Origin of the sequence: Corynebacterium sp. HMSC073B01 (assembly GCF_001838255.1) — a bacterium.
Taxonomy (GTDB): Bacteria; Actinomycetota; Actinomycetes; order Mycobacteriales; family Mycobacteriaceae; genus Corynebacterium; species Corynebacterium jeikeium_D.
In genome coordinates, this window is sequence record NZ_KV836140.1 from 15,862 (window position 1) to 35,486 (window position 19,625).

Genomic DNA, 19,625 nt, shown 5'->3' on the forward strand with positions numbered 1-19,625 from the left:
CCACTGGCGCGTTGAGCTTCTCTTCGACCGAGAGAAGCTGGCGGCGGCTTTGGCGGCGCACACAACGTACATCGTGAAAGGGCGTTCGTGGCAGGCAACGAACTGGGGCAAGCTCAGGACCAATCCACCGGGAGTGGCACCGGTTCAGCTACTCCTGCAAAGAAGGCTGTAAAGAAGGCCATCAAGAAGGCAGTGAAGAAGACCGTGGCAAAGAAGACTGCCGCGAAGAAAACTGCTGCCAAAAAGACGGCTGCTACCAAAACTGCGGCGAAGAAGACGACCGCTAAGAAGGCAGCGGCCAAGAAGTCCGTCGCTAAGAAGACCACGCGTAAGGCCGCCGCCAAGAAGGCAACTAAGCGGACAACGGCTGCGAAGGCCACCGCGGCCAAGGCTGCTGCAGCGAAGGCGAAGGACGCGCAGGCTCTCGACGCAACTGAGAACGAAGAGCTCGAGGACGAGGAACTCGACCACGACTTGGAGCAGGAGCAGGACTACGACCCGGATCTGGATGATGATCTCGAAGACGATGATCTTCACGACGATCTGGATGATGACGACCTCGAAGACGACGACCTCGACGATGATGAAGAAGAGGACGACGAGGACGAAGACGAAGACGAGGATGAAGAGGACGAGGGCGACGAGGTCTGGAACGAGGACGAGTCCGCTCGTCTGCGTCAGGCCCGCAAAGATGCTGCCCTCACCGCCTCCGCCGACTCTGTCCGCGCCTACCTCAAGCAGATTGGTAAGGTCGCGCTGCTGACTGCCGAGGAAGAAGTCAGTCTGGCAAAGCGCATCGAGGCCGGTCTGTACGCGCAGTACAAGATTGACGAGGCCAAGGAAGCCGGCGAGCGCATCGCTTACGCTCAGAAGCGCGACTTGCGCGAGATTTCTCGTGACGGTCAGCGCGCCAAGAATCACCTGCTCGAAGCCAACCTCCGTCTTGTGGTGTCCCTGGCAAAGCGCTACACCGGCCGTGGCATGGCTTTCCTCGACTTGATTCAGGAGGGCAACCTCGGCCTGATTCGCGCCGTCGAGAAGTTCGACTACACCAAGGGCTACAAGTTCTCCACGTACGCAACCTGGTGGATTCGCCAGGCAATTACTCGTGCAATGGCCGACCAGGCTCGAACCATTCGTATTCCGGTTCACATGGTTGAGGTCATTAATAAGCTCGGCCGTATCCAGCGCGAGTTGCTCCAGGATTTGGGCCGCGAGCCCACTCCGGAAGAGCTCGCTAAGGAGATGGACATCACCGAGGAAAAGGTTCTCGAGATTCAGCAGTACGCTCGTGAACCCATTTCGCTGGACCAGACCATCGGTGACGAGGGCGACTCCCAGCTCGGTGACTTCATTGAGGACTCAGAGGCAGTCATCGCTGTGGACGCCGTCAGCTTCACGCTCCTCCAGGACCAGCTTGGCGACGTTCTGGAGACTCTCTCCGAACGTGAAGCCGGTGTCGTCCGCCTGCGCTTCGGCCTTACCGACGGCATGCCGCGTACGCTTGACGAGATTGGCCAGGTCTACGGTGTGACACGCGAGCGCATCCGTCAGATCGAGTCCAAGACGATGTCCAAGCTGCGTCACCCATCGCGTTCGCAGGTTCTGCGCGACTACTTGGAGTAAAGCTTTAACCTGAAGTTGTTCAGGGGCTAACAGCTAGCCCCAGAGAATCGGGCTTGAATGAGGTTTCACACCTTATTCGGGCCCGGTTTTTCTTTTGGTGTCAGCGCTAGTGAGTTACTGACTGCGTTTATGTCAAAAATGACCTGAAAAATGGCCTGAAAGTGTCATAAACTCACGCAGTTTCACATTTGCAGCCAAAAGCCCCGAACCACCAAAGTGGAACGGGGCGAACGGGCATCTAAGCAACGCTAGGCGGAGAAGCCCGGTGGCGGTTCAGCGCACTGCCCCACCATCCACTACGGGCTACTACCTACCCAGCTAGTACACGACGCCGAATACCCACTGCAGGAGCGTCAGCGATGCCACAGAAATCACGATCAGTGCGACGACGTTCAGCCAGACACCGGCCTTGACCATGTTGTCCATGCTGACGTAGCCGGAGCCGTAGGCGATGGCGTTCGGCGGTGTTGCAACCGGCATCATGAATGCCGAAGTAGCTGCCAGTGCAACTGGAACTGCGAAGATCATCTGGTCGTGGCCCAGACCGATTGCCATCGCACCAACCAGCGGCAGGAAGGTCGCGGCCGTCGCGGTGTTAGAGGTGAACTCGGTCAGGAACAGCACAACGGCGCCGACGACAACCACGAGTGCAGCCACTGGCATCCAGCCGAGAGTAGACAGCTGCTCGCCAATCCAGTCCGACAGCCCAGAGGCACCGAACTGTGAGGACAGCGCCAGGCCACCACCGAACAGCAGCAGCACACCCCACGGCAGCTCCAACGCATTTTCCCAGCGCATGAGCTTCACGCCATTAGGGCCACCCGGAATAAGGAACAACGCAATACCCACGGTCATTGCGATAACCGCATCGGCAATCTTGGTGTCGGGCAGCAGCACCGGAACAAAGACCCACGCCAGTGCCGCCGCGATAAACACCAGGAGCACTCGGCGCTCTCCAGTCGACATACGGCCAAGGCGCTTCAACTCGTCACGCATGAGTTCGCGCCCACCTGGAATATGCGTAATCTCCGGCTTAAACAGAACATTTGTCAGCAAAAACCATGCACAGAGCATGAGCACAACCGCCACCGGGACACCCAGCAGCATCCACTGGCCGAACCCAATGTTGACACCCTGCTCCGCCATGTAGGCCGCCAGCATCGCGTTCGGCGGAGTACCAATAATCGTGCCCAGCGAGCCAATCGATGCCGCGTAAGCGATACCCAGCATCAGCGCGATACCGAAGTTTGACTTTGGCATCGGGTCATAGCTTGACGACGACTCCTCGGCCTCCTCCAGCGCATCCCCACCGGGGGTTTCAGCGACGGATTCACTCGCAGAGCCCGTATCCTCTGCAGGAACCTTTTCATCGTGCAGCATTCGGACAATGAGGCTCAGGACGGACACACCGATTGGCAGCATCATCACGGCCGTGGCCGTGTTGGAGACCCACATCGACAGGAAGCCAGTAGCCACCATGAAGCCGAGAATCAGCATCTTTGGTGACGACCCCATGAGCACCAGAACCCACAATGCGACGCGCTTGTGGAGGTTCCAACGCTGCATCGCCAGCGCCAACAGGAAGCCGCCCATAAAGAGGAAGATGGTCGGGTCTGTGTACTTGCCCGAGAAATCCTTAATCTCCGCGAGGTTGAGAATCGGGAATAGAGCCAGCGGCAGCAGAGCCGTAACGGCAATCGGGATAGCCTCGGACATCCACCACACGGCCATAAGCACTGCTACACCTGCGGTTGCACGCAGGTTGTGATCGAGCTCAGCCGGCATAAAGAAGTACACGAGCAGGGCCAGGATGATACCGAGTCCTAGACCGGTGCGCTTACGGAAAAGCTCTCGGCTGAGGTATCCACGGTCTTGTTGGCCAGGTGACAGTTCCGGGGAGTTGTCGCGCGTAGATGTCGCTGCCACGATTCACGCTCCTATTTAATAATCAGCAGACATCCTGTATTGCACGCATGTTCAAACGTTTACCGCATGTAGGGGATGCCAAATGTGGGTACTTTCTGACACCAATATCATTACCAACACTCGGCCAAATATGAGATTTCACTAAGAAACCCCCGGCCGAAACTGCAGGCAGTTGGGCTTCGGGGGTGGATTACGGGGTTAGCTCATTTCCTGATTGCGTATCTGGCGTTGACCGAAAACTCCGGGCACAAAGTAAGACCGCCATTGATGTCGCTTCCGAACTCACTCCGATTGCTTCTTTGGCTGATCAGTACCCATCTGCTTAGAGATGCACTCGGCATACTCTCCAGAGGTGCGCTCGAACTTCTCGCACTTCGACATCGCATCTGATGTCGACGAATACAGCATCAGCGACACCACGGCGGCTGCAATACCCGTCACAATGCCGACCACGCCCAATCCGAACGAACCGCTGATGACCGCGTCTCCCCCAGCTGCCTGCACGCGCTTCTTAGCACTCATTGCCTTCGCCATCGCGATAATGCCCAGAACAATGCCAAAGACCCCGAGGATGCCACCAACAATCATCCAGGACATCAAGAGTCCGCCGACGCCAAAGATCAGTGCCAGCACGCCAATAGTCCGACCGTCATTGCCTGGTACAGCCGACAAACCACCGCCGGTCAATTCCGACGGCCTCGACTTATCACTGCTTGCCGACATTCTTCTCTCCACCATAGATTGCTCAGTTCGTTTGAAACCCTACCAATTACGCAGGTAGCTGATGCGATCACGCAACTGTTCCTCCGTACATAGCGCAGTCGGCGGACCACCACAGGCGCGCCGAACCTCGTTATGCACTTGACCATGTGGCTTACCGGTTCGCGCCGCTGTCATCGACACCAACGTATTGAGCTCCTTCCGCAACTTCGGCAACACCTCACTAGCCACCTTCTGCGGCCTTGGGTACGCCGATCCTTCAATCCGGTGCACCGCGCCCCCTTCGCCCCCGCTTGACGACGATTCCCTCGCCTCCTCGCGGGCTTCCTTCTCTCGGGCACTGGCGGCTTTAAGCTGTTCATCCTGCCGCTGACGCAGCAAGAGTCGCATCTGATCGGCGTCGAGAAGCCCTGGCAAACCCAGGTAATCGGCCTCTTCGGCGGAACCGGCAACGGTTGCGGTGCCGTAGGAGGAGCCGTCGTAGATGAGGTAGTCGAGTTCAGCATCCGCGCCAATGGATTCGTAGGCCGGCAGCAATTCGTCGGGCTCATCCTTGCGACGATTGGCCTCAGCGACCAAGTCATCTTCCCAGCCTTCCGAAGGCCGATCCGGCTTGCCGAGCACGTGGTTGCGCTGCACCTCCATCTGCGAGGCCAAGTCGAGCAGCACCGGAATCGACGGCAAGAAGACGGAAGCAGTCTCCCCCGGCATGCGGCTTCGCACGAATCGTCCGATAGCCTGCGCGAAGAATAGTGGAGTCGAGGAACTGGTCGCGTACACGCCGACCGCCAGCCTCGGCACGTCCACGCCTTCGGAGACCATGCGCACGGCTACCATCCACTCATCGGTGGACTCGGAGAAAGTCTTGATTCGTTCCGACGAGCCCGGTTCATCCGAGAGCACTAACGCCACCGGCGTAGAGGCAATCTGCTCGAGAATGCGTTTGTACGCACGGGCAGTTGCCGCATCGGAGGCGATAACTAGGCCACCCGCGTCCGGGATATGCTGCCTCATCTGCGAGAGCCGGGTGTGCGCTGCCCGCAGCACAGATGGCATCCACTCGCCCTTTGGGTCAAGCGCGGTGCGCCAAGCACGCGTGGTCTCCTCTGGGCTCATCACGGTGCCCAGTCGCGCAGCGAACTCATCACCCGCGCTATCACGCCAGCGAGCTTCACCGGAATAAGCCAAAAAGACCACTGGGCGCACGACGCCGTCGGCAAGCGCATTGGAATAGCCGTACGTGTAATCGGCGACGGAACGCGAGTAACCATCGCCGTCCGGCGAGTAGCGAACAAACGGAATCGCCGCGTCATCGGAGCGGAACGGCGTACCAGTTAGGCACAGGCGGCGTTCGACATCGCCGTAAGCTTCGGAAATACCGTCGCCCCAGCTCTTGGCATCGCCGCCGTGGTGCACCTCGTCCAGAATCACCAATGTCGGCCGAGCGGTGGCTACGGCATGGTGCTTAAACGGATGCACTGCGACTTGGGCGTAGGTCACAACAATTCCCTGGTAGGAGGGGTTTACCACACCCTTGGCGTTAGAGAATTTGGGATCCAACGCAATCCCCGAACGAGCAGCAGAAGCAGCCCACTGCACTTTCAGGTGTTCAGTGGGAACTACGACGATGATGCGCTCGACAATCCGGCGCGACAGCAACTCACTGGCGATACGCAGGGCGAAGGTCGTCTTACCTGCGCCCGGTGTCGCCACTGCAAGGAAGTCCTTGGGGTTAGTCGCCAGGTATTTGTCGAGAGCCTCCTGCTGCCATTTACGAAGCCCGCTCACTTGCGACGCAGGGATTTGTAAATCCGCTCGCAGTCAGGGCATACCGGTGAACCCGGCTTCGCTGACTTCTTCACAGGGAAGGTTTCACCGCACAGAGCAACGACGTAGGAGCCGTTGACCGCGGAGTTCACGATCTGGTCCTTCTTGACGTAATGGAAGAACTTCGGGGTATCGTCCCTCGTCGACTCATCGACGCGGGTATCGGTGCGTTCAATCGTCTTTGTCGTCTTCAATGGAGTGCTCACAGATTCCAATTGTGCCCCATCGGTCAAATTATGCCCAGTGACCCAGGTGCTGGCCGCTGCTGACTGCTGCCTTCCACAGCCATCCACAACATCGCTACGACTACGCGAGCATGCGGCTGCAACGGACATAGCTAGTTGAGACGACCCCACGCCACAGGCGTATGCTAGACAACCATGGCGCGAATCAATGACCGTCGCGACTCCGCGCTGCCGAAACGCGGAAGTTCCCGGCGACGCAAGAAAGACGCGGCGTTGATTACCGACGCCCGCGGCTCTCGGATTCGCAACTATGACCACCGCCGCCACGTCTACGCGGCTCTGCAATGGTCTCGCATTCCGCTGCTGCTTCTTTCCGGCGCTTTTTATCTGTGGTGGGATGTGCCGTGGATTGCAGCGATTCTCATGGTCGTCTCCGTACCCATGCCGTGGATCGCGGTTGTCATCGCCAATGGCGTTGGAGAACCCGCTGACAAGCGTAAGCCGCGCGTCTACAAGCCTGGAGTTGTACGCGAGCAAAACCGCAAATGGGAGGAGCAGCAACGCCAGCGCGCCCTCAAGGAAGCAGAGATGCGCGCGCTCGGTTCTGCCGCCAGTACCGAAGACACCGACGCACCGACGCAGTCCGGTAACGAGACCACCTCAAATCCCTTCGATGACGCAAATGTCATCGATATGCCGGAAGACGACGATTCGTCGTCAAGCTCCCCTAACTAGCCCCTCCGCCCCGCTTTACGACGAAGGTAGTGCCTACGATGACCTTTTCCCCCTCCACCTTCACCCCACCGACTGATCAGCAGCTTCGTGATTTTGTCGACTGTGCGGAGGAATTTGCCACCGCGCTCAGGCGCCTTGAGTTTTCCAGTGAGTCACTGCGTCGAGTCCTAGGCGCCGAGGGACTGGCCGCGCTGGACCGCGGTGAGCCCGGCGTTGTCGATGTTCTACTTACCGAAACTGAGGGCGTTTCTGCGGACACTGTGACCGCGTTGCGTCTTTTCATCCTGGGCGATTTCGCCGACGCACAGCAGCTATTTGGGGCTGAGCTGACAGCCAAGTTACTGGGCAGCGGCATACTTGCCGGCACCGCCACCAACGCACAGGTGTGTATCGATGTGCGCCCGGTCGAGATTGCGGGAGTCGACCGTATTGTCTTTTCCGACCGCGATGCCTCTATGAGCGATCACGTTCCTGGACCCGATCATGTCTTGGGCGTAGGGCGGGCTTCCCGCTCCCTCCTCGATATTTCGCCGACCTCGGCGGTGGAATCCGTACTCGACCTCGGTGCCGGTTGTGGCGTCCAGAGTCTTGCCCAGCCGGATGCAAAGTCGATTGTCGCGACGGACATTCACCCCCGGGCGCTGTTTTTTGCCCGCGCTACTTTCGCCGCAAATGGCTTCGACCAGGCGCAGGCCGTCGAAGGTTCGTGGTTTGAACCGGTTGCAGGCAAGAAGTTTGACCGCATTGTGGCGAACCCGCCGTTCGTCGTAGGGCTGCCAAGTGTGGAACATGTTTACCGTGACTCAGGATTGAATCTGGACGGTGCCACCGAACTTATGATCCGCGGTCTGGCCGACCATCTCACCGACGGCGGCACGGCGCATCTGCTCGGTGCTTGGGCCCATATCGAAGGCGAAAGTTGGCAACAGCGCATCGCCTCTTGGCTCCCTGCTGAAGGCCTCGAAGTGTGGGTAACACAACGAGATGTCGCCACGCCGGCGGAATACATCGGCACCTGGCTTCGAGACGAGTCCATCGACCCCCGCAGCCCAGAAGGCTGCGAGCGCTCCCGTGCCTGGCTGGAGCACTTCCGCAACAGCGGCGTGACAGGCATCGGGTTCGGCTACATCACAGTCCAACGCATTGCCGGCCCGACTTCCGCCGTGTGCGAAGAAATGCCGCAGCCTTTGGCCGCTCCCTTCGGCGCCGAAGCCCAGGAGTATCTCGGCCGCGCCGAATGGCTTCGCGCACAAACTGCTAACACCATCCTCGAAGCTGCCTTTACTGTGCGACCCGGCGTCGCCTTAGAACGCGTTTCGCTTGCCGACGTCGACAGCGGCCAGGGCTTCACTGAGTTCGATACGCGCATCTCACGCACCGACGGCCCCGCCTGGACACACTCAATCGATGAGTCCGTCGCAACCATCCTGGGTGCACTGCATCCCGAAGCTGCCCTGGGCTCCGTCATCGACATCATGGCAATGTTTGGAGCCTTTGATGAGTCCGAAGTCCCTGCAATCAAGGACGCCCTAGTTCCCATCGTCGTTGACTTGGTTCGCCATGGTCTGATTCTCCCCGCCGAGCTCTTGGAGGATAAACAGTAAATGAAAGCCGTTCTCACCCGAGTTAAATCCGCGTCAGTCACTGTCGACGGCTCCGTTGTTGGCCACGTTGACGGAGGCGATACCGGCGCCATTTTGGCGCTCGTAGGTGTTGGCCGCGAGGACGCTGCCGATGCTTGGGAAACGATGGCCCGCAAGATTGCGGAGCTGCGCATTCTGGATGGCGAGCTCAGCGCTGTCGACGCTGGCGCCCCGGTGCTCGTTGTTAGCCAATTCACGTTGATGGGGGCGACAAAGAAGGGACGGCGGCCGTCGTGGGTAGACGCGGCTCCGGGCCCAGAGGCCGGACCCGTCATAGAAAAAATTGTCGAGAACTTGCGCAATCGTGGCTTGACGGTCGAAACGGGACAATTTGGAGCGATGATGGAGGTCGCATCCGTCAATGCTGGACCCTTTACAGTTCTCGTAGAATGCTAGTCGCGGCAGTTTTTCTTAACATTATATTTGCATGGCAAAATTACCCTATTGACATTCATCAACTTTCACGGGAACATTTCCGTAACTCCGTGCGTTGTAGTTATTGAGTCCACTTAAAAATCCAGGAGGCAGATTCATGAAGAGTGCCGATATTCAAAATGACGAACTGGAAGGTCAGCCACGGGACAAGGGGCGCCGCACTGGCAATAACTCCAATCCGTCCGCCGATTTGGTTCGTGTGTATTTGAACGGCATCGGAAAGACTGCTCTTCTCAGCGCTGAAGAAGAGGTGGAACTTTCTAAGCGCATTGAAGCCGGTGTATACGCCGAGCATTTGCTGCAGACCGGCGCGAAAATGACCCGCGCAAAGAAGCGTGATGTCAAGATTCTGGCAAAGGAAGGTAAGGCTGCACGCGCCCACCTACTCGAAGCCAATCTCCGTCTTGTGGTCTCGCTGGCGAAGCGCTACACCAACCGCGGTATGCCTCTGCTGGATCTAATCCAGGAGGGCAACTTGGGCCTCATCCGCGCCATGGAAAAGTTCGACTACACCAAGGGCTTCAAGTTCTCCACTTACGCAACGTGGTGGATTCGCCAAGCTATTACCCGCGGTATGGCTGATCAGTCGCGCACCATTCGCCTCCCTGTTCATTTGGTTGAGCAGGTCAACAAGATTTCTCGTATCAAGCGTGAGCTCTACCAGCAGCTCGGCCGTGAGGCTACGAATGAGGAATTGGCAGAGGAATCCGGCATTCCAGAGGCCAAGATCGAGATGCTGCTGCGCCAGTCCCGCGACCCGGTGAGCTTGGACATGCCGGTGGGCACTGATGAGGAAGCTCCTCTGGGAGACTTCATCGAGGACTCAGAGGCAACTGATGCCGAGGAGGCAGTTGTCGCTTCCCTGCGTCACCACGATGTCCGCAAGGTTCTGTCCACTCTCGAGATTCGAGAGCAGGAAGTTATTAAGCTCCGCTACGGTCTCGACGATGGCCTGCCCCGCACGCTGGATCAGATTGGCCGCCACTTTGGCCTGTCTCGAGAGCGCGTCCGCCAGATTGAGCGGGAAGTTATGTCCAAGCTCCGCGAGGGTGACCGTGCTGACAAGCTGCGTGAGTACGCAAACTAACGCCACATGGCGGTGACATCGATAGGGTTCCTAATTTCAGCCCTGAGATAGAGCTGGACTTCAATGCCGACCCCGTGCCGGAGTTTCATCCACACTGGCGGTCGGCGTTTTCGTCTGCACGTCGAGCTTTCGACATCGCGTACGCTCCCTTCCGTCTCAGCAGCGCCCACCGAACCAAGCTTTTCGCTGCCTAATCAGCACCAAAGCCACTGGATTTGCGAGCCCTAACATCTTTCTTGCGCAAGTGTGGTTATCCTAATACTTGAGTGAAAACTTTTAAGACTGTGTTATCGGAGGAAAACCGTGAGGGATTTGGTTGACACCACGGAAATGTACTTACGTACGATTTTCGAACTCGAAGAAGAGGGCATCATTCCTTTGCGTGCTCGCATTGCCGAACGCCTTGAGCAGTCGGGGCCGACCGTTAGCCAAACCGTTGCGCGCATGGAGCGCGATGGCCTTCTCGTAGTTGCCCCAGATCGCAGCTTGCAGCTTTCCGACGAGGGCCGCAGGCTGGCCACGGCTGTCATGCGTAAGCACCGCCTAGCTGAGCGCCTACTTACGGATGTCATTGGCCTCGAATGGGACAAGGTTCACGACGAAGCCTGCCGCTGGGAGCACGTAATGAGTGACGAGGTCGAGCGCAAACTTCTCGACGTGCTTGACTCTTACACACGCTCCCCATTCGGCAATCCGATTCCCGGTTTGGGAGACCTCGGTGGGACTCAGTCACCAGAGCCGTTAGAGAACGTTCGCCGACTGTCCGATCTAAACCCCGGCGAGTACACCGTTGAGATCGTCCAGATTAACGAAATCCTGCAGGTCGAGCAGAGCTACATGAAGCGTCTCCACAAGGCCGGAATTATGCCGGGTACTGAGGCACTTGCCGAGGTTGCCGCCGGCCGCGTGACTCTCGCCCGCGGTGATCATTCTCTTGACATTCCGGATACTCTGTCTCATGCGATCATGGTGATTATCAAATGAAACTCCTCGTCACTGGTGGTGCCGGCTACGTCGGTAGCGTTTGCTCGGCAGTATTGATTTCTCTTGGCCACGACGTCACCATTCTGGACAACTTCTCTGTTGGCAACCGTGATGCGGTGCCGGAGGGCGCGACCCTAGTCGAAGGTGATGTGGCGGACAATGCCTACGAGGTTCTGTCCTCCGACAGCTTCGACGGCGTCGTTCATTTCGCTGCGAAATCGCTTGTTGGCGAGTCTGTCGAAGTTCCTTCCGACTACTGGCACAACAATGTGGGCCAAACCCTGAAGCTACTCGACGCGATGCGTGATACCGGTACGAATAGCCTGGTGTTCTCTTCGACAGCTGCAACCTACGGCGAGCCAGAGAAGACACCAATTACCGAAGACATGCCAACCGCGCCGACCAACCCTTACGGTGCCACCAAGCTGGCCATGGACTACGCCATCGCCTCTTACGCCAAGGCATACAACATCGGCGCTACCAGCTTGCGTTATTTCAATGTGGCGGGTGCCTGGGGCGGTTTTGGAGAAAACCGTGAGGTGGAAACTCACCTCATCCCACTGGTACTGCAGGTTGCGCTCGGTCACCGCGACAAGATTATGGTCTTTGGCAATGACTGGCCGACTCCGGACGGCACCGCGGTGCGTGACTACATCCACATCAAAGACCTCGCCGATGCGCATGTCTTGGCACTAGAGTCCAACACGCCGGGAACCCACCGTATCTTTAACCTCGGTTCCGGCGACGGCTTTTCAGTTCGCCAGGTCATTGAAACCTGCCGTAAGGTCACCGGTCACCCGATTCCCGCTGAGGATGCACCGCGCAGAGCCGGTGATCCGGCAACCCTTATTGCCTCTTCTCAGCGTGCCATGGACGAGCTCGGATGGAAGCCCAATCATACGGAGCTTGAAACCATCGTCGCCGATGCATGGGAGTACACCAAGAACCTCGGCGACCGAGCCCACTCGGCGCACCGCTAGGTACTGCAGTACAGCTTGCAGGGGCGCTAATCAATACGCGGCATTTTCACCTTGTATACCCTGCGCAGTACCTCTTGTGCTGCCCCAAGAATTGTGCCGACGCACCTCGGCACAATTTGATTGGCGACCGCAATTTCCAGCAACTGAGTCAGTGAATGATTCGGTTGCTCCCCCGCTGCCTCATCGAGAGCTGTTTGCGCATAGTTCTCCAGCCCAGCCGCGAACTTTGCGATGGCAAAACACGCTAAAGCGTTTGCACGCAGGCTGCCGCGGTGGACGATTGCGGCCTCGCGCCAGATTTCTGTCATTGGTTGCGCCAACTGCGTAGTAATGAAAATCATGGACATATCGCGCAAGGTGACGTTGGTCAGTGCTGCTGCAATGGCATATCCTGCGTTTTCATCGCGCACCGCCTCATGTGCATCCATCACACCATCGGCCACGTTTTCCACGGCGGTTTTGAGCATGTCGAAGTGCTCAATGAGCGCGGGATTGTCCGAACCAATTTTGAGCTTCCTCGGCTGCTCAACGGCTATCGCTCGTTCCCGGAGGCGTTCAATCAGAGCCCTGTCTTTACTGTCGTGGAATTGGCCACCTCGAAAATAGCTGCGGTACTCCTCATAGTTTTTGAAAATCTGCTCTCCCTGCCGGGAGATTAGATTTGCATTGTCGGTCATCAGACTGTCACCGACAATGCCGACGATTTCTCCCTGCTCGTCCGTGACAACTTCCCCCGCAGCAATAGTGGCAACGCCCGCCAAACGCACCTCATGCAGGCCGCCTTCTCGCAGCCAGCCTGTAATAGGTGTGGAGTCCTTTTCAATCCCCCAGGATTCGTCGATGATAAACACATCTGCGTGAGTGCATCCTTCATCGAGCAGGAAGTCCGCGGCTGCCCGCACCAAGTCAGGATTGTTCTCCATCGAGGCCACATCCTTAATCAGCATCGGGCCAGCATGCGCTGTCGGATCAAACTCGACCTTGCCATCGATGAGATCTTCGACCTGCTGACGATACAACGCCGCAATCACTACCTGCCCCCGCGGATAGAATCCAACGATTCCCGGCAGGTTCGTCAGAAAAACACTCGGCTCAATTTCAGGCTTTTGTCCTGCACCGAAGTTCTGTTTGTTTCCCATTAATTCCTTACCCCTTTTCCCCCATTGGAATAGCTCGACAGCGGACAATCCTCTCGCCATCTGGTGGCTCTCATTGTTATCGAATCCGCAACAGCCTTGCTTGTGCGCGACCGGAAAAATCGGCCCATCTGTGGACTACTTTCTACTTGTGGATAACTGGAATAGTTTCTGCGGTATCGTGGTTGTTTACTTCAAATGACGAAAAATGTGATGCAGGAGGTAGTCGTACGTGAGTGATCCGACCGACAAGCCTCAGGGCAATATGTACGAGGTAGTTTTTCCGGTTCCTGACGTAACGGGAAGCGAGGGCCATCTGACCCTGGTCATTGCACTTAGCGGTTATGCGGATGCCGGTAATGCCGTCTCGGAATCAGCTAGTTTCCTCTTGGATGCTCTCGAGCACCGTCCATTGGTGAACTTTTCTATCGACGAGCTGATTGATTATCGTTCTCGCCGTCCCTCTGTGACGATGAACCACGACCAGATTGTGGATGTATCCGATTTGAACCTGTCACTCAATGTGGTTCGCGACAACGTCGGTAAGCCGTTCTTGCTGCTTTCTGGCCCTGAGCCAGACATGCGGTGGGAGGCTTTCTCGACTGCCGTTGCAGAGTTGGCGGAGCGCTACGATGTCGGTCGGACTGTGTCGCTGTACTCGGCTCCGATGACGGTTCCGCACACCCGACCACTGGGCATCATCGCCCATGGCACAGATAAGCGGAAACTCGGTGATATGCATACCTGGGGAAACCGCGTCACAGTTCCGGGTGCTGCGAGCCTGAACATTGAGTACGAGCTCGCAAGCCGCGGTTGTGATGCCTTTGGTTTCACCGCACAGGTGCCACACTATGTCGCGGCCTCTGAGTATCCGCTGGCGTCACTGCGGCTGTTGCAGGAGGTAGCAAAACTAGCCAAGCTCGAGCTCCCGCTTGAGGCGTTGGAGAAGGAATCCGCGCGGGTGGCGGAGCTGCTCAATACGCAGACGAATGATTCCGGCGAGGTCTCTCAGCTGGTCAATCTTCTCGAGGAACAGTACGACCAGGAAGTTCAACGTCGTCAAGAGCTGGAGACTTCTCCCCTGCTTGGACCTAACGGCGAGATGCCTTCGGCCGACGAGATTGGCGCTGAGTTCGAAAGGTTCCTCGCTTCTCAACCGCTGCGCCCAGTAGAGGATTCTTCCTCGCTTGACGACGAGGCGGAGACCCCGGCCAGCTCGGATTCCTCGGCAACTACATCAGAGGACACTGACGCACACTCGGAAGAATCCGAGTCGGCCTCGGCGGATGATAGGTCTGCGGAGTTTTCTGCAGACGGCACTGCCGAACAGCCTGAGTCAGAACAGCCTCGGGAAGAGCAGGCGGAAAGCGAAGAATCCGGTGAACCGGAACAACCTCGCCGTCGGCGCGGCTGGAAGCCCTGGTTCCGCTTCTAATCCGGGGTTACCGCTAGGGTGGGAAGCGTGTCACTATCTGAAATGCTTCCCGACCTAGCTGAGGTTCCAGAGTCCCTTTTCGACGATGCGATTATGGACTCGTTCATTGCCTGGACCAGGGATCAGGGCATCACGCTCTACCCGGCCCAGGAGGAGGCCGCTATTGGTCTCGCTGGTGGCGACCACGTCATCCTTGCCACTCCGACAGGTTCGGGCAAGTCCATGGTGGCTATTGCTGCCCACTTCTGCGCCCTCGCTCGTGGCCAGCGCAGCTTTTACACAGCGCCTATTAAGGCCTTGGTCAGCGAGAAGTTCTTTGCCCTCTGCGAGGTCTTTGGCGCTGAGAACGTCGGTATGATGACCGGCGATGCCACCGTCAACGGTGGTGCACCCATCATCTGCGCAACTGCGGAAATTGTCGCCAATATCGCCCTGCGCGACGGGGCCGACGCCGATATTGACCAGGTGGTAATGGATGAATTCCACTTCTATGCGGATCCCGATCGCGGGTGGGCATGGCAAGTGCCCTTGCTCGAGCTTTCCCGTTGCCAATTCCTGTTGATGTCCGCCACTCTCGGCGATACTCAAAAGTTTGAGACGGATTTGAAGGAACGCACGGGACTCGACGTCAACCTCGTTACAGGTACGACGCGCCCGGTACCGCTGGATTTCCACTATGTCTACACACCAGTTCATGACACGCTGGCGGAGTTGCTGGAATCCGGCAAAGCCCCAATCTACATCGTCTTTTTCTCCCAGCGCCAAGCAGCTGAACAGGCTCAGGCACTGACCGGTCTGAAGCTGCTGACGAAGGAGGAGAAGGAGCGGATTCGCGAAGAGATTGGCGATTTCCGGTTTACCACGGCCTTTGGTCGAGTTCTTTCCAAGTTGGTGCGCCAGGGCATTGGCGTCCACCATGCGGGAATGCTGCCGAAGTACCGTCGTTTGGTTGAGCGTCTCTCTCAGACTGGTCTGCTGAAGGTCATCTGTGGCACGGATACCCTCGGCGTCGGCATTAACGTGCCTATTCGCACGGTGCTGATTACCGGTTTGGCCAAGTTCGATGGCCGTCGTAGCCGTATTCTCAAGTCACGCGAGTTCCACCAGATCGCTGGACGCGCCGGCCGTGCTGGCTACGACACCGAGGGCACCGTAGTTGTCGAAGCACCTGAACACGAAATCGAAAACGCCAAGCTGCGGCGCCGTGCCGGCCAGGATGAGGCCAAACTGAAGAAGTTGCGGCTGAAGTCCGTTCCCAAGGGCGAAGTGACATGGTCGGAGAAGACCTTCGACAAAATCGTTTCTCAGCCACCGGAGCCGCTGACCAGCCGCTTTGCAGTTACCAACGGTATGTTGCTCAACGTCATTGCACGTGGTGGCGATACCTACGAACACATGCGTCATCTGCTGCGCACCAATCACGACACCCGCCACCAGCAAAATGAGGCTATTCTGACCGCAATTGAGCTCTACCGCGGTTTGGTCAACGCGGGAATCGTCGTCATGCATGGCGAGGGCGATGACTGCCGCCCCGAGCTGACAATGGAGCTGCAGCGTGACTTCGCGCTCAATCAGCCGCTGTCGCCTTTCGCCATCGCCGCGCTCGAACTGTTGGATAAGGACAGCCCGAACTACGCACTCGATGTCATCAGTGTGTTTGAGTCAATTCTGGAAGACCCTCGCCCACTGCTCATCGCGCAGCAGAAAAAGGCACGCGGTGAAGAAATCGCCGCGCTCAAGGCCGAGGGTGTTGATTACACCGAACGTATGAACATCGTCGAAGACATCACATGGCCGATGCCGCTTGCCGACGAGCTGGAGGGCGCATTCGACACCTATGCTCAAGGTCACCCGTGGGTGCGTGAGTTTTCGCTGTCGCCCAAGTCTGTGGTGCGCGAGATGGTGGAAAAGGCCATGACTTTCTCGGACGTGGTATCTGAGTATGGAATTGCCCGCTCTGAAGGTATTTTCCTGCGCTACCTCACCGATGCCTGGCGCACTTTGCGACACACTCTCCCTCCGGAAGCCGCTAACGAGGAACTCCGGGACATTGTGGAATGGCTCGGCGAGCTCGTTGTGCAGGTGGATAACTCCCTGGTGGATGAATGGGCGCAGATGGCCGATCCGGACAAGCCATTGGACGAGGAAACTCTCAAGGAAGCGGCTTTTGGCACCGACGAGTCGCGGCCCCTTACAGGCAACGAACGTGCATTTACCCGTATGGTGCGCAATCTCATGTTTCGCCACGTGCAGCTCTTTGCCTTTGAAAAGGAGGAGGAGCTGGCCGACCTGGACAACTACCTCGACGATGCGCCAGATTGGCCTGCCGCGATGGATGACTACTTCGATGAATACGATGACCTAGGGATCGATGCAAAGGCTCGCGGCGGCGATATGATTTCGATTGACCGCAAGGCTGGTGAGGGCCTATGGCATGTGATCCAGATACTCGATGACCCTGAGGGCGACCACGGCTGGCGCTTTGAAGCGGGCGTTGACTTGGCTGCATCTGATGAATACGGCGAGGTCAGGTTGGCATCGCTGCGAATTATTCAGGGATAAACGCGAAAAACCGGGCTGGAACTACCAGCCCGGTTTTGCTTATTTCATACGCTACTGCGGCATGCGCCAAGAGAGCTTTAGGCAACAGCGTCTATGTAGGCCTGCCGTACCAGTTCAGCAATTCGATTGAACTCGCCGCCGCGTACCGATGATGCGCGGTGAACCAGCCCAATGGTGCGTCCCGGCCGTGCCGGACCTTCGAATCGCGCAACAGCCAGGCCGGGACGGTCGGCCTCAATCTTGACAGCCGATTCCGGTACAAGCGACTGCCCCAACCCACCGGCAACACACTGCACGACGGTCGATAGAGAAGCCGCCCGTGTTTCCAAGCTGGAGGTCTCGCCGTGAACAGCATCGACCTTGCGACAAATATCCAACACTTGGTCGCGCAGGCAATGACCGTCGTCAAGCAGAAGCAAGTCCAAGTCTCTGATTGCCTCAAGCTTTACCTCTTCCTTACCTGCCAGCGGATGATCCTCTGGCACGACGATGTAGAACTCTTCGTCGTAGAGGTAGATCTCTTCAAAGGAAGGCACATCGGACGGCAGTGCCATGATGGCTGCATCAATGGTGCCGGAGCGAAGTGATTCGATGAGGCGCTCGGTCGGCTCTTCGACGATCCTAGGCTTTAGATCTGGCAGCTCGTCACGAACCAACTGGAGGAAGTTGGGCAGCACGTATGGAGCAACCGTAGGGATAACACCAATGGATAGTGGTCCGGACAAATCATCTGTACGGCCAGAGGCGCGAGCAACGATCTCGTCAACAATTTCAGATGCTTGGCGGGCATATGGAATCAGACCGCGACCGAGTGGCGTCACCAGCACTCGGCGAGTCGAACGCTCTACAAGCTGCACCCCCAGTCCCTGCTCAAGGGTGGAAAGCGCTTGTGACAGGCTGGGCTGTGAAATGCCGAGGCGGGCAGCGGCTTGACCGAAGTGACCGGTATCGGCAATCGCGACAAAGGCACGTAACTGAGGCAAAGTGGGCCGATAATCTCTATTACGCATACCTATAAGCCTACACGAGCTTATTAACTTTTTCCTCTTGACGGTTCGGGAATCCATAGGCATAATGGTGTGTGACCCCAAAAGGAATACATTCAGGAGGATTCCATGGCAATTTTGACTGTTGGCGACAAGTTCCCCGAGTTTTCTCTGACCGCTCTGAAGGGCGGCAACCTGCGTGATGCAAACGCTTCTTCTCCGGATGACTACTTCGAGCAGGTAACCAATGAGTCCTACGAGGGTAAGTGGAAGGTCGTCTTCTTCTACCCGAAGGACTTCACCTTTGTCTGCCCGACTGAGATTGCTGCATTCGGCAAGCTGAATGAGGAATTCGAGGACCGTGACACCGTTATTCTCGGTGGCTCTGGCGACAACGAGTTCTCCCACTTCAACTGGCGTGCAACCCACGAGGAACTGCTGGACATCCCGTTCCCGATGTTCTCCGACATCCGCCATGACCTGATGCGTGCACTCGGCGTCGAGAACGCTGACGGTGTTGCAGACCGCGCAACCTTCATCATTGACCCGGACGGCATCATTCAGTTCGTTTCCGTTACCCCGGACGCTGTCGGTCGTAACGTTGACGAGGTTCTGCGTGTTCTCGACGCTCTTCAGTCTGAAGAGGTCTGCGCATGTAACTGGCAGAAGAATGACCCGACCAAGAACATCGACAAGATGGACGTTCTGAAGCAGGAGCTGAAGTAACTCATATGAGCATCGATAACCTTCGTTCCGGTCTACCGGAGTACGCCAAGGACATGAAGCTGAACCTTGGCACTCTCACCCGTTCTACGGAACTCTCCGAGCAGCAGCTGTGGGGTACCCTGCTTGCATCCGCTGCTGCCACCCGCAACGAGACCGTTTTCTCCGAGATCGCTGAGGAAGCCAAGGAGCACCTGTCTGACGAGGCTTTCGAGTCTGCGCTTGGTGCGGCCACCGTTATGGGCATGAACAACGTTGCTTACCGCACTCGCCACATGCTCGGTGATGACTACGCACAGGTCAAGTTCGGCCTGCGCATGAACATCATCTCCAATCCGGGTGTCGAGAAGGAAGACTTCGAGCTGTGGTCTCTGGCAGTTTCTGCCATCAACGGCTGTGAAGCTTGCGTGACTTCTCACGCAAAGGTCGTCCGCGATGCTGGTCTGACCAAGGAGCAGGTCTGGGAAGCTGTGAAGATTGCAGGCACCGTCTCTGGTGTTGCACAGGCTGTCTTCGCTGAGGCTACCCGCTAAATATTCAGAGCTTAGGTTCGGCTTTTGATAGCCGAACGCTCCCCCGCAGGATTACCTGCTGACGAAATAGGGGTTAAGTGACAAAAAGTGTGTCCGCTCGGT

Annotated in this window: 17 protein-coding genes; 11 read left to right on the top strand and 6 right to left on the bottom strand. The window is 57.5% G+C overall.

Features of this window, described 5'->3' with window-relative positions:
* The first annotated feature begins 87 nt into the window (after positions 1–87).
* Entirely contained in the window at positions 88–1,626 is a 1,539-nt protein-coding gene (locus HMPREF2849_RS01965; protein WP_070862530.1) for an RNA polymerase sigma factor, read from the top strand.
* Positions 1,627–1,944: 318 nt separating this feature from the next.
* On the opposite strand, the gene HMPREF2849_RS01970 is transcribed toward HMPREF2849_RS01965, so the two are convergent.
* From HMPREF2849_RS01970 to HMPREF2849_RS01985, 4 genes are all read right to left on the bottom strand, one after another.
* Positions 1,945–3,552 carry an SLC13 family permease gene (locus HMPREF2849_RS01970; protein WP_070549534.1) on the bottom strand — a complete coding sequence of 536 codons (1,608 nt, stop codon included), beginning with the start codon at positions 3,550–3,552 and terminating at the stop codon, positions 1,945–1,947.
* A 282-nt stretch (positions 3,553–3,834) separates the two neighbouring features.
* Positions 3,835–4,275: a hypothetical protein gene (locus HMPREF2849_RS01975; protein ID WP_016422649.1), complete on the bottom strand. Its 441-nt coding sequence runs from the start codon at positions 4,273–4,275 to the stop codon at positions 3,835–3,837.
* A gap of 39 nt (positions 4,276–4,314) precedes the next feature.
* Positions 4,315–6,060, bottom strand: a complete 1,746-nt coding sequence (locus HMPREF2849_RS01980) for a DEAD/DEAH box helicase (RefSeq protein ID WP_016422648.1) — start codon at positions 6,058–6,060, stop codon at positions 4,315–4,317.
* Positions 6,057–6,305 carry a DUF3039 domain-containing protein gene (locus HMPREF2849_RS01985; RefSeq protein ID WP_005509477.1) on the bottom strand — a complete coding sequence of 83 codons (249 nt, stop codon included), beginning with the start codon at positions 6,303–6,305 and terminating at the stop codon, positions 6,057–6,059. The genes HMPREF2849_RS01980 and HMPREF2849_RS01985 overlap by 4 nt, the downstream gene beginning before the upstream one ends.
* A 174-nt stretch (positions 6,306–6,479) precedes the next feature.
* On the opposite strand from HMPREF2849_RS01985, the gene HMPREF2849_RS01990 reads away from it, so the two are divergent.
* The 6 genes from HMPREF2849_RS01990 (at position 6,480) to galE (ending at position 12,148) form a co-directional block, all read left to right on the top strand.
* Positions 6,480–7,019 carry a DUF3099 domain-containing protein gene (locus HMPREF2849_RS01990; protein ID WP_016422647.1) on the top strand — a complete coding sequence of 180 codons (540 nt, stop codon included), beginning with the start codon at positions 6,480–6,482 and terminating at the stop codon, positions 7,017–7,019.
* 38 nt (positions 7,020–7,057) lie between these two features.
* Complete coding sequence (locus HMPREF2849_RS01995) at positions 7,058–8,623, top strand: DUF7782 domain-containing protein (protein ID WP_016422646.1); 1,566 nt, start codon at positions 7,058–7,060, stop codon at positions 8,621–8,623.
* Positions 8,624–9,058, top strand: coding sequence for a D-aminoacyl-tRNA deacylase (gene dtd / locus HMPREF2849_RS02000; protein ID WP_070862531.1), 435 nt, complete (start codon positions 8,624–8,626; stop codon positions 9,056–9,058).
* A gap of 136 nt (positions 9,059–9,194) precedes the next feature.
* A complete protein-coding gene (locus HMPREF2849_RS02005; protein ID WP_016422644.1) occupies positions 9,195–10,184 on the top strand; it encodes a sigma-70 family RNA polymerase sigma factor in 990 nt (329 codons plus the stop codon).
* Between the two features lie 303 nt (positions 10,185–10,487).
* A complete protein-coding gene (locus tag HMPREF2849_RS02010) occupies positions 10,488–11,168 on the top strand; it encodes an iron-dependent transcriptional repressor DtxR (protein WP_070438300.1) in 681 nt (226 codons plus the stop codon).
* Positions 11,165–12,148 carry a UDP-glucose 4-epimerase GalE gene (galE, locus tag HMPREF2849_RS02015; RefSeq protein ID WP_070862532.1) on the top strand — a complete coding sequence of 328 codons (984 nt, stop codon included), beginning with the start codon at positions 11,165–11,167 and terminating at the stop codon, positions 12,146–12,148. Before HMPREF2849_RS02010 ends, galE begins: the two co-directional genes overlap by 4 nt.
* Positions 12,149–12,174: 26 nt before the next feature.
* Here the strand turns inward: galE and HMPREF2849_RS02020 are convergent, their stop codons facing one another.
* Positions 12,175–13,287, bottom strand: a complete 1,113-nt coding sequence (locus HMPREF2849_RS02020) for a DUF4192 domain-containing protein (RefSeq protein ID WP_246822081.1) — start codon at positions 13,285–13,287, stop codon at positions 12,175–12,177.
* A gap of 229 nt (positions 13,288–13,516) precedes the next feature.
* Between HMPREF2849_RS02020 and HMPREF2849_RS02025 the strand changes: the two genes are divergently transcribed.
* Both HMPREF2849_RS02025 and HMPREF2849_RS02030 read left to right on the top strand, forming a co-directional pair.
* Entirely contained in the window at positions 13,517–14,719 is a 1,203-nt protein-coding gene (locus HMPREF2849_RS02025) for a PAC2 family protein (protein ID WP_016422640.1), read from the top strand.
* A gap of 42 nt (positions 14,720–14,761) precedes the next feature.
* Positions 14,762–17,281, top strand: coding sequence for a DEAD/DEAH box helicase (locus HMPREF2849_RS02030; RefSeq protein WP_101738652.1), 2,520 nt, complete (start codon positions 14,762–14,764; stop codon positions 17,279–17,281).
* Between the two features lie 77 nt (positions 17,282–17,358).
* Here the strand turns inward: HMPREF2849_RS02030 and HMPREF2849_RS02035 are convergent, their stop codons facing one another.
* A complete protein-coding gene (locus tag HMPREF2849_RS02035; protein WP_049193018.1) occupies positions 17,359–18,291 on the bottom strand; it encodes a hydrogen peroxide-inducible genes activator in 933 nt (310 codons plus the stop codon).
* Positions 18,292–18,396: 105 nt separating this feature from the next.
* On the opposite strand from HMPREF2849_RS02035, the gene HMPREF2849_RS02040 reads away from it, so the two are divergent.
* Both HMPREF2849_RS02040 and HMPREF2849_RS02045 read left to right on the top strand, forming a co-directional pair.
* Complete coding sequence (locus HMPREF2849_RS02040) at positions 18,397–18,993, top strand: peroxiredoxin (RefSeq protein ID WP_016422637.1); 597 nt, start codon at positions 18,397–18,399, stop codon at positions 18,991–18,993.
* Between the two features lie 5 nt (positions 18,994–18,998).
* Positions 18,999–19,523, top strand: coding sequence for an alkylhydroperoxidase, AhpD family (locus HMPREF2849_RS02045; RefSeq protein ID WP_016422636.1), 525 nt, complete (start codon positions 18,999–19,001; stop codon positions 19,521–19,523).
* Positions 19,524–19,625 lie beyond the last annotated feature (102 nt).

Excerpts from the sequence above, each read along its gene's own strand:
- HMPREF2849_RS01975 (WP_016422649.1), bottom strand. The coding sequence starts at position 4,275 with ATGTCGGCAAGCAGTGATAAGTCGAGGCCGTCGGAATTGACCGGCGGT.
- HMPREF2849_RS01990 (WP_016422647.1), top strand. The coding sequence starts at position 6,480 with ATGGCGCGAATCAATGACCGTCGCGACTCCGCGCTGCCGAAACGCGGA.
- HMPREF2849_RS01995 (WP_016422646.1), top strand. The coding sequence starts at position 7,058 with ATGACCTTTTCCCCCTCCACCTTCACCCCACCGACTGATCAGCAGCTT.
- dtd (WP_070862531.1), top strand. The coding sequence starts at position 8,624 with ATGAAAGCCGTTCTCACCCGAGTTAAATCCGCGTCAGTCACTGTCGAC.
- HMPREF2849_RS02005 (WP_016422644.1), top strand. The coding sequence starts at position 9,195 with ATGAAGAGTGCCGATATTCAAAATGACGAACTGGAAGGTCAGCCACGG.
- galE (WP_070862532.1), top strand. The coding sequence starts at position 11,165 with ATGAAACTCCTCGTCACTGGTGGTGCCGGCTACGTCGGTAGCGTTTGC.
- HMPREF2849_RS02020 (WP_246822081.1), bottom strand. The coding sequence starts at position 13,287 with ATGGGAAACAAACAGAACTTCGGTGCAGGACAAAAGCCTGAAATTGAG.
- HMPREF2849_RS02030 (WP_101738652.1), top strand. The coding sequence starts at position 14,762 with ATGCTTCCCGACCTAGCTGAGGTTCCAGAGTCCCTTTTCGACGATGCG.
- HMPREF2849_RS02035 (WP_049193018.1), bottom strand. The coding sequence starts at position 18,291 with ATGCGTAATAGAGATTATCGGCCCACTTTGCCTCAGTTACGTGCCTTT.
- HMPREF2849_RS02040 (WP_016422637.1), top strand. The coding sequence starts at position 18,397 with ATGGCAATTTTGACTGTTGGCGACAAGTTCCCCGAGTTTTCTCTGACC.
- HMPREF2849_RS02045 (WP_016422636.1), top strand. The coding sequence starts at position 18,999 with ATGAGCATCGATAACCTTCGTTCCGGTCTACCGGAGTACGCCAAGGAC.